Here is an 8,720-nt window from a genome sequence, read left to right as displayed (position 1 = left end):
TCGAACCGTGGCCGCGCATCAGCACGAACGCCGCACTGCCGAGCCGCTGCGCCAGCGCCGCGCCGAGCGCGTTGTCACGCACCAGCAGGTCGGTCGCGTCGCCGGCGGTATCGCGAATCTCGAACACGGGCGTACCCGCGCCGAGAAATCCGCTCATGTGGCACACCGGCCGCAACGGCGTGCGTTTCGTCACGCTGAACGGCAGCACGGTCGGCGAATGGCTGTGCACGATCGCGTGCACGTCCGGACGCGCCTTGTAGATCTCGCCGTGGATGAAGCGCTCCAGATAGACGGCGCGCCCGCCGGCATTGACCGGCACGCCGTCCAGCGTGAATTCGACGATGTCGTCGATGCCGACGGTACCCGGCGCCATGTTGCGCGCCAGCAGGAAGCGTTGCGGATCCTTGTCGTGACGAACGCTGGCATGGCCGAAGGCATCGACGATGCCCTGGTCGAACAGGATGCGGTTCGCGCAGACGAGATCCTCGACGAGCGCGGGGTCCGGCGCATCGGCGGGACGCCCGGCATCGTCCGCATACGCGGCGGCGCCGCCGGACTGAAGATGAAGAGTACACATGGGTCGGCCTGTTTCGGGTTGACTGGCAGTGCGCACGCCCGCATCGCGTCTCGATGCGGACCGTCAAGCACCCGGCCAGCTTAGAACCGGGCCGACCATAGGTCTATTAGCTATTGATCGCCAAACAGATAGTCCATCAACTATGAATTCGGGATGCCCGCCGCCGCGCCGGGCGACGCGGAATCGACGATGAATTGCACGAGCTCGGCCTGGAACGCCGAAAAGCGCTTGTCGTCGCGATGCACGAGATAGATCGGCACCTTCATCGACAGATCGGGGCGATCGAGCACGACCAGCTCGCGCCGCTCGACCTCCGCGCGCACCGCCGACGCGAACATGAAGCTCACGCCGAGGTTCTCGCGCACCACGTGTTTCATCGCTTCCGGATGCCCGAGTTCCATCACGACCTTGCGCTGTTCGAGGCCGCGCTCGCGCAGCAGCGCCTCTTCGAGCTCGCGGCGCGGCTGGTTGCGCGGCGTGCTCACGAACGGCACGCGGCGCAGGTCGAGATCGCCGGCCGGCTGCGCGGCCCACGGGCTCGACGCGCCGCACACGAGCAGCAGTTCGTCCTCCCACACGGGAATGGTCGCCAACCCTTCGAGATCCTGATTGGCCGCGATCAGGATGACCGCGAAATCGCAGCCGCCGACACGGGTCGCATCGACGGCCGCCTGCGGTGTCAGGATCTGCACGGTCACGAGCCCGTCGGGCTGCCGCCGGTGGAACTCGGCGAACAGCGGCGGCAACGCGTACGAGCCGATCGACATCGACGTCGCCACCACCGCGGTGCCCATTTCGCCCTGCTCGAGACCGGCGAGTTCGCGCTCGACCTCGCGAGTGCGCGTGATCACCTCGGTCGCCCAGCGATAGATGCGCTCGCCGGCTTCCGTGAGTGCGATGTTGCGGCCGGCGCGCTTCACGAGCGCGTAGCCGAGCCGCTTCTCCATGCTGCGCACGTGCGCGGTCACGACCGGCTGCGCGATGCACAGGCGGTCGGCCGCGCGCGTGACGCTGCCGAGCTCGACCACCGTGCAGAACACCTCGAGCTTCTGAAAAGTGAGATACGAATCGAATCCGCGCACAGTCCCCTCGCCCATAGCCATCCGGGTATCGGATGGCACCGTAATACGTATTGGAAGATATGTTTCAGGTTACGCACAATCGAATGAACCCACAACCGAGAGGCCTGCGTTCAGGCCCACCTGGAGACATCATGGTTCGTTCGACGTCTGTTCCGGCAGGTCGCCGCGCCCCGCGTTCGCGGGTCGCGCCGGCCTGCCCTGCTGCCCGGCACCGCGAGGTGCGGCAATGAAAACCGATACGTACGACTACGTGATCGTCGGCGCCGGCTCGGCCGGTTGCGCACTCGCCTACCGGCTCGGCGAGGATCCGAACCTCCGCATCCTCGTGATCGAGGCCGGCGAGCAGGATCGCTCGCCGTACATCAAGGTGCCGCTGACGTGGGGCCAGATTCTGAAGAACCGGCTGTTCGACTGGGGCTATTTCACCGAGCCGGAAGCCGGCATGGACGGACGCCGGATCGAGTGCGCGCGCGGCAAGGTGGTGGGCGGCTCGTCGTCGATCAACGGCATGGCCTACGCACGCGGCGCACGCGAAGACTACGAAGGCTGGGTCGACGAATTCGGCCTGACCGACTGGTCCTACGATGCGGTGCTGCCGTACTTCAAGCGCTCCGAATCGTGGGAGCGCGGCGAATCGGCGTTGCGCGGCGGTCGCGGCCCGCTGACCGTGATCAGGCTCGACTATCGCGACCCGTTGGTCGGCGGCTTCCTCGACGCGACGCGCGCCTGCGGCTATCCGGAAAACGACGACTACAACGGCGTGTCCGTCGAAGGCTTCGGGCCGATGCAGGCCACGATCCGCAACGGCCTGCGCTGCAGCGCCGCGGTCGCCTATCTGCGCCCGGCGCTCGCGCGCGGCAACGTCACGCTGGTGACCGGGGCCCTCGCGAAACGGATCGTGCTCGATACCGACAGGGGCGCGCCGCGCGCCATCGCGATCGAGTATCGCCGTGGCGAGTCCGACTACCGCGCCGATGCACGCCGCGAAGTCATCCTCTGCGGCGGCGTGATCAATTCGCCGCAACTGCTGATGCTCTCCGGCATCGGTGCGGCCGACAGCCTGCGCACGCACGGCATCACGTCGAAAGTCGAATTGCCCGGCGTGGGCGCCAACCTGCATGACCACATCGTGTTCGACCTGCGCTGGAGGCGCAAGGAACCGGGGCCGCTGCACCGGATGATGCGCGCCGACCGCATCGCGTTCGACGTCGCGCGCACGCTTGTGGGCGGCAACGGCTTCTCGAGCGCGATCCCCGCCGCCGCGCTCGGGCTGGTCCGCAGCCAGCCTCATCTGCCGCTGCCGGACGTGCAGCTGATCCTCGCGGCCGGCGCGATGAACGCCGCGCCGTACTTCGAGCCGTTCAAGCACGCGTATGCCGATTCGTTCGCGATCAAGGGCATTTTCCTCACGCCCGAAAGTCGCGGCCGCGTGTCGCTGAAGTCGGCCGATCCGGCCCAACACGCACGGATCGAACAAAACTTCCTCGCCACCGAGCACGATCGCATCGCAGCGCGCGAGATGTTCCGGCGCATGCGGGAAATCGGCGCGCAGGCCGGACTGCGCCCGTTCATCGACGCAGAGATCGCGCCGGGCCCGCAGGTCCAGAGCGACGCAGACGTCGACGCGTTCATTCGCCGCATCGCGATCACCCTTCATCACCCGGTCGGCACGTGCCGCATGGGTCGCGACGACGATCCGGCGGCCGTGGTCGATTCGCAGATGCGCGTGCGCGGCGTAGCCGGATTGCGGGTGGTCGACGGCTCGGCGATCCCGCGCATCATCCGCGGGCCGACCAACGCGCTGATCATGACGATGGCCGAACGCGCGGCGGATTTCATGACCGGGAAAGCCGTGCCCGTGCCGCAGGCGCAGGTTCGCGCCACGGCGCCGATGTAGACCGTCGTGCGCGGGGCAGCACACCACGCCCCGCTTCGATTCATTCCAACTCATTCAGGAGACACCGATGACCCATTCCTGCGGGCATGCGCATTGCCATGCGCACATCACGAATGCCGAGCCGCATGCCTTCTCTCTCGCGCTCGGCAACGTCGAAATCATCCGGCTGTACGACACGACGCTGCTCGGCGAAACCGCGCAGAGCTGGCTGCCGGACTTCGACCGCGCGCGCGTGGCGGAACACGAGCACTGGCTCGCGCCGACGCACTACGATCCCGAAAGCGGCCGCATCCCGATGCCCGTGCACAGCTGGATCGTGCGCACCGGCCGGCATACGGTGTTGATCGACAGTTGTATCGGCAACCACAAGGAGCGGCCCGGGCTGCCGGAAATGCACCGGCTGTCGACGCGCTATCTCGACCGGATGCGCGCGCTCGGCATCCAGCCCGAGGAAATCGACTACGTGATGTGCAGCCACCTGCACGCCGATCACGTCGGCTGGAACACGCAGCTCGTCAACGGCGTCTGGGTGCCGACCTTTCCGAACGCGCGTTACGTGATCTCGCAGGTCGAGCACGATCACCTGGTCCGCGCGATCCGGGGCGAAGGCCCCGCCGGCCCCGCGTGGTTCAGCCCGATGTACAACGACAGCGTGCTGCCCGTGATCGAGGCCGGCCAGGCCACGATGTTCGACGATACCTACGAGCTCGACGACACATTCCTGATCCGCCACGCACCGGGCCATTCTCCCGGCCACGTGCGCATCGAGCTGACGTCGCAGGGCTCGCGCGGCGTGTTCAGCGGCGACATGCTGCACTCGCCGATCCAGATCCCGTTCTGGCAATGGAGCAGCAAGGTCTGCGACGACCGCCCGCTCGCCGCAAAGAGCCGCTTCGACTTGCTCGCGCATTGCGTCGAGCACGGCGCGCTGCTGCTGCCCGGTCATTTCGAGGCGCCGCACGCGGGGCATATCGTCGATACGGCCGGCTCGTTCGGCATCGAGTTCCTGCGCTGACACACGCATGGCCGCCGCGGCGGCCATGTTGCGCAAACCGCTGTGCTCATCCGGCGAACCCGCCTTCCGCGAGAAAGCGCGCCTCGTCGCGCGTCGTCTCGCGGCCGAGCAGCGGGTTGCGATGCGGAAAGCGGCCGAAGCGCGCGACGATATCCCGATGTCGCCTCGCGTGCGACAGCCACGGTTGGCCGAGCCTGCCATTCAGTTCGACCGAAATCCGCTGGTCGTCGAGGTCTTCCGAATGCGCGAACGGCAGGCAGAAAAACAGGCGCAGCGGCCGCTCGACCTGCGCCATCTGGCCGTGCGCGTAGGCATGCGTCGCGAACTGCCGCGCCAGCGCGTCGGTTGCGTACATCTGCGCGGTGCCGCGAAACGCATTGCGCGGAAACTGGTCGGTGAGCAACAGCAACGCGAGCGTTCCGTATGGCGTCGACAGCCAGCCGTCCAGCTCGCGCCTTGCAGCGGCCAGATGCGTGTCGAGAAAACGCTCGCGAAAGCGGCGATCGAAATCGGGATGCTTCGCGAACCATTGCGCAGGCCCCGCATCGCGCCAGAACGCAACGACGTCCCGGGCCGGCGGCGCAGCATGCAAAGGCGTATCGCGCTTCATGGGAAATGGATCGGTGACGGGCGGAAACAAACAGGTCGACGACGACGGACGCGCAATCGTGCGCGGCGCGTCGTCGCCTTTCGGATCAGGCGCGCTGAAGCAGCAGCGCGGCAGCCACGGCAAGCGCGGCCGGCACGCCGAATACGATCACGAGGATCGGCAGTTCTTCACGTACGCCGTAGCCGGCCCGCTGCACGCCGATCCACAGATTGACCAGCGACAGACCGAGCCAGACCGGCACGAACGCCTTCGCGGCGAACGCGAGCGAGGTCGCCTGGGCGCCCCACAACTGCCCGAACAACACGAACACGGCCAGCAACAGAACACCGGCGACGATCGTCCAGAGCGTATGCATCATGTTCTCCTGTCACGCGAACGGCTCACGCCTGTCCGATGTCGAGTCGCGCAATCCGGCCTTCGCCGTCGATGTGAAACCGGAAGTACGTGCGAAACGTGCCCCAGCGGTCCGAATGAAACTGGCCGTAGACGTCGAGGCCGTCGTTCTCGACGCGCTCGATCGACGTGAAGCGCTCGGACCCGATCGCGTCCCGGTTGAACGCGTGCAGGTCGCGTGGCTGGCCGTCGTCGTACAGCGTCGCACCCGGTGCGAACAGCGCGGCCCAGCCGGCGCCGTCGCCTTGCTGCAACGCATCGATCGCGCGCCGGACGACAGGATGATGAAGCGTGTCGGTCTTCATGTTGCAGATCCTCGATGGCTTTGAAGGAAGAAGAAAGCGGCGGTACGGTTCCGTTGCGTTTTCCGGTGCGCCCTGCGCGCACGCCCGGCTGCGGCAGATCCGGCAGCGCGCTCACGCGGTTTCGGCAGTGCTCAGCCGAACGCCGCGACGCACTGCGTCACTCCGACAACCAGGAAGCGGCGATCGGCGTCGACATGACACTTCGGATGGCTATGCAGATAGGGAAGTCGATCGAGTGTAGCCGAGCGGCCGCGATGGAAGAAACGGGTGCCGCAGAGATGAACTATCCACGATTCACTAACAATCCGATTGCCGAACGTCCCCGCATCGGCGTGACCGGCTTGCGCGACGCCGGGCGTCGCCAATCATCGGATGAAAGTCGGTCGACGGCTGTAGCGCGTGTCGACTTCTGGAGATGCATCGGACGGCGTCGCGCCGACCGAGGTCAAGGAAAGAACTGAATCTCCCGCCGCCCGTCAGGCGGAACATGCACGGAGCCGCACCGATATCCGTATCGCCTATCGGTGCGGCCCGCTGTGCCGCGCGTGCTACGCGTCAGACGTGCAACGCATGTCCGAGCGCGCGCAGCGCGGCTTCCTGCAGTGCTTCGCCGAGCGTCGGGTGCGCATGGATCGTGCCGCCGATGTCCTCCAGCCGCGCGCCCATCTCCAGCGACTGCGAGAACGCCGCGGCCAGCTCCGACACGCCGCGCCCGACCGCCTGCCAGCCGACGATCAGGTGGTTGTCGCGCCGCGCGACGACGCGCACGAAGCCGTCGGTCGCCTGCAGCGTCATCGCGCGCCCGTTCGCCGCGAACGGGAACGACGCGCTCACGCAATCGACATCGGCCGCACGCGCGTCGTCCGGCGACCAGCCGGCCGTGACGATCTCCGGATCGGTGAAGCACACGGCCGGGATCGACGCGGGCATGAACTTGCGGCGCTTGCCGGCGATCAGCTCGGCCACCATCTCGCCCTGCGCCATCGCACGATGCGCGAGCATCGGCTCGCCGGCCACGTCGCCGATCGCCCAGACGTTGCGCATCGAGGTCCGGCATTCGTCGTCGATCCACAGCGCGCGACCGTTGCGGTCGAGCGGCAGCGACTCGAGCCCGAAGCCGTCGACCCGCGGCCGGCGGCCGACCGCAACCAGCACGCGATCGGCCTGCAGCGTCTGCTCCGCGCCGTCGGCGGCCTGCACGCGCACCGCGCCGTGTTCCGCGAGCCCGAGCACCTTGTGGCCGAGCAACAGCCGCACGCCCAGCCGCGCGAGCGAATCGGCGACCGGCCGCGCGAGTTCGGCATCGTAGGCCGGCAACACGCGCTCCGTCGCTTCGACGACGCTGACGTCGACGCCGAGCTTGCGATAGACGATCCCGAGTTCGAGCCCGATATACCCGGCCCCGACGACGACCAGCCGCTTCGGCAACGTCTCGGGCGACAGCGCCTCGGTGGACGACACGACATGCCCGCCGAACGGCATCGACGGCAGCGCGACCGGTTCGGAGCCGGTCGCGAGCAACAGGTGCTCGCAGCTGATTCGCGTCGTGTGGCCACCGGCGACGACGTCGACGGTCTTGCCGTCGACCACCTGCGCATCGCCGTGCAGCACGCGCACGCCGTTCTTCTTGAGCAGCGCGCCGACACCGCGCGTCAGCCGGTCGACGATGCCGTCCTTCCAGGCGACGCTTTTCCCGATGTCGATCTCGGGCGTGCGCACGCGGATCCCGAGCGCGCCCTCGCCTGCGTGGCCGCGGGCCTGCTCGAAGGCGTCGGCCACATGGATCAGCGCCTTCGACGGAATGCAGCCGATGTTCAGGCACGTGCCGCCGAGCCGGTCGCGCTCGACGAGCACGGTCGGAATGCCGAGCTGGCCGGCGCGAATCGCGGCGACGTAGCCGCCCGGACCGCCGCCGATCACGAGCAGCGTGGTGTGTTCATTCTTCATCGCGCTCACTCCACGAACAGCAGTGCCGGGCGCTCGAGCACCGCGCGCACGGCCTGGATGAATTCGGCCGCGTCCGCGCCATCGACGACGCGATGGTCGAACGACGACGACAGGTTCATCATCTTGCGTGCGACGACCGCGCCGTCGCGGATCATCGGCCGCTCGACGATGCGGTTCACGCCGACGATGCCGACTTCAGGATGATTGATGACCGGTGTCGACACGATGCCGCCGAGCGCGCCGAGGCTCGAGATCGTGATCGTCGAGCCGCTCAGCTCGTCGCGCTGCGCGCGGTTCGCGCGCACTGCGTCGGCGAGCCGTGCGATCTCGGCGGAAATCGACCACACGTCGCGCGCTTCGGCATGACGCAGCACGGGCACCGTGAGGCCGCCGTCCGTCTGCGTCGCGACCCCCATGTGCACCGCGCCGTAGCGCGTGACGACGCCCGCTTCATCGTCGAAGCGCGCGTTGATCTGCGGGAAATCGCGCAGCGCGATCACCATCGCGCGGATCAGCAGCGGCAGCGGCGTGAGCTTGCCGCGCGTGTCGCCGTGGCGGCGATTCAGCTCCGTCCGCAACGATTCGAGCTCGGTGACGTCGATCTCCTCGACGTAGCTGAAGTGCGGAATGCGGCGCTTCGCTTCCTGCATCTTGCGTGCGATCGCACGCCGCAGGCCGATCACCGGTACGTCGGTTTCGTCGTTGCGTTCGGCGTAGCCACGCGCTTGCGATCCGCGCGCCGCACCGATGCCGGCGCCCGCATACGCATCGAGATCCGCATGCAGGATCCGCCCGGCTTCACCGGTGCCGCGCACGTAGCGCAGCTCGACGCCCATGTCCCACGCGCGCTGGCGTACGGCCGGCGACGCGAGCGGCCGTTCACCCGGCGCGAGC

The 8,720-nt window shown here is 67.8% G+C and carries 10 protein-coding genes; 3 read left to right on the top strand and 7 right to left on the bottom strand.

What is annotated here, in order from left to right:
* Together G3N93_RS28555 and G3N93_RS28550 are read right to left on the bottom strand one after the other, a co-directional pair.
* Nucleotides 1-577 (bottom strand): class II aldolase/adducin family protein (locus G3N93_RS28555; protein WP_206134466.1); only part of this gene is annotated, 577 nt, incomplete at its 3' end.
* Nucleotides 578-717: 140 nt separating this feature from the next.
* Nucleotides 718-1,674 carry a LysR family transcriptional regulator gene (locus G3N93_RS28550; protein WP_241026741.1) on the bottom strand — a complete coding sequence of 319 codons (957 nt, stop codon included), beginning with the start codon at nucleotides 1,672-1,674 and terminating at the stop codon, nucleotides 718-720.
* A gap of 211 nt (nucleotides 1,675-1,885) precedes the next feature.
* Here G3N93_RS28550 and G3N93_RS28545 point away from each other — a divergent pair, with 211 nt between their 5' ends.
* Complete coding sequence (locus G3N93_RS28545; RefSeq protein ID WP_206134464.1) at nucleotides 1,886-3,556, top strand: GMC family oxidoreductase; 1,671 nt, start codon at nucleotides 1,886-1,888, stop codon at nucleotides 3,554-3,556.
* Between the two features lie 67 nt (nucleotides 3,557-3,623).
* The gene (locus tag G3N93_RS28540; RefSeq protein WP_174934964.1) at nucleotides 3,624-4,571 is read left to right on the top strand and encodes an MBL fold metallo-hydrolase; all 948 of its coding nucleotides are present in this window, start codon (nucleotides 3,624-3,626) and stop codon (nucleotides 4,569-4,571) included.
* A 46-nt stretch (nucleotides 4,572-4,617) separates the two neighbouring features.
* Here G3N93_RS28540 and G3N93_RS28535 read toward each other — a convergent pair whose 3' ends face one another.
* From G3N93_RS28535 to G3N93_RS28525, 3 genes are all read right to left on the bottom strand, one after another.
* On the bottom strand, nucleotides 4,618-5,181 hold the full coding sequence (locus tag G3N93_RS28535) for a DUF924 family protein (protein ID WP_206134463.1): 564 nt from the start codon (nucleotides 5,179-5,181) through the stop codon (nucleotides 4,618-4,620).
* A gap of 85 nt (nucleotides 5,182-5,266) precedes the next feature.
* Nucleotides 5,267-5,536: a hypothetical protein gene (locus tag G3N93_RS28530; RefSeq protein WP_174945509.1), complete on the bottom strand. Its 270-nt coding sequence runs from the start codon at nucleotides 5,534-5,536 to the stop codon at nucleotides 5,267-5,269.
* 25 nt (nucleotides 5,537-5,561) lie between these two features.
* Entirely contained in the window at nucleotides 5,562-5,879 is a 318-nt protein-coding gene (locus G3N93_RS28525; protein ID WP_206134462.1) for a hypothetical protein, read from the bottom strand.
* Nucleotides 5,880-5,893: 14 nt separating this feature from the next.
* Between G3N93_RS28525 and G3N93_RS28520 the strand changes: the two genes are divergently transcribed.
* On the top strand, nucleotides 5,894-6,340 hold the full coding sequence (locus tag G3N93_RS28520; RefSeq protein ID WP_206134461.1) for a hypothetical protein: 447 nt from the start codon (nucleotides 5,894-5,896) through the stop codon (nucleotides 6,338-6,340).
* A gap of 94 nt (nucleotides 6,341-6,434) precedes the next feature.
* Here the strand turns inward: G3N93_RS28520 and lpdA are convergent, their stop codons facing one another.
* Nucleotides 6,435-7,826: a dihydrolipoyl dehydrogenase gene (lpdA, locus tag G3N93_RS28515; protein WP_206134460.1), complete on the bottom strand. Its 1,392-nt coding sequence runs from the start codon at nucleotides 7,824-7,826 to the stop codon at nucleotides 6,435-6,437.
* 5 nt (nucleotides 7,827-7,831) lie between these two features.
* Nucleotides 7,832-8,720 (bottom strand): dihydrolipoamide acetyltransferase family protein (locus G3N93_RS28510; RefSeq protein ID WP_206134459.1); only part of this gene is annotated, 889 nt, incomplete at its 5' end.

Source organism: Burkholderia sp. Se-20378 (assembly GCF_017104665.1).
In the GTDB taxonomy this organism is placed as follows: Bacteria; Pseudomonadota; Gammaproteobacteria; order Burkholderiales; family Burkholderiaceae; genus Burkholderia; species Burkholderia lata.
This window is presented reverse-complemented; position numbering and strand designations above follow the sequence as displayed.

Bases quoted from the DNA above. Each gene is read 5' to 3' on its own strand.
- G3N93_RS28550 (WP_241026741.1), bottom strand. From the start codon at position 1,674: ATGGGCGAGGGGACTGTGCGCGGATTCGATTCGTATCTCACTTTTCAG.
- G3N93_RS28545 (WP_206134464.1), top strand. From the start codon at position 1,886: ATGAAAACCGATACGTACGACTACGTGATCGTCGGCGCCGGCTCGGCC.
- G3N93_RS28540 (WP_174934964.1), top strand. From the start codon at position 3,624: ATGACCCATTCCTGCGGGCATGCGCATTGCCATGCGCACATCACGAAT.
- G3N93_RS28535 (WP_206134463.1), bottom strand. From the start codon at position 5,181: ATGAAGCGCGATACGCCTTTGCATGCTGCGCCGCCGGCCCGGGACGTC.
- G3N93_RS28530 (WP_174945509.1), bottom strand. From the start codon at position 5,536: ATGCATACGCTCTGGACGATCGTCGCCGGTGTTCTGTTGCTGGCCGTG.
- G3N93_RS28525 (WP_206134462.1), bottom strand. From the start codon at position 5,879: ATGAAGACCGACACGCTTCATCATCCTGTCGTCCGGCGCGCGATCGAT.
- G3N93_RS28520 (WP_206134461.1), top strand. From the start codon at position 5,894: ATGGCTTTGAAGGAAGAAGAAAGCGGCGGTACGGTTCCGTTGCGTTTT.
- lpdA (WP_206134460.1), bottom strand. From the start codon at position 7,826: ATGAAGAATGAACACACCACGCTGCTCGTGATCGGCGGCGGTCCGGGC.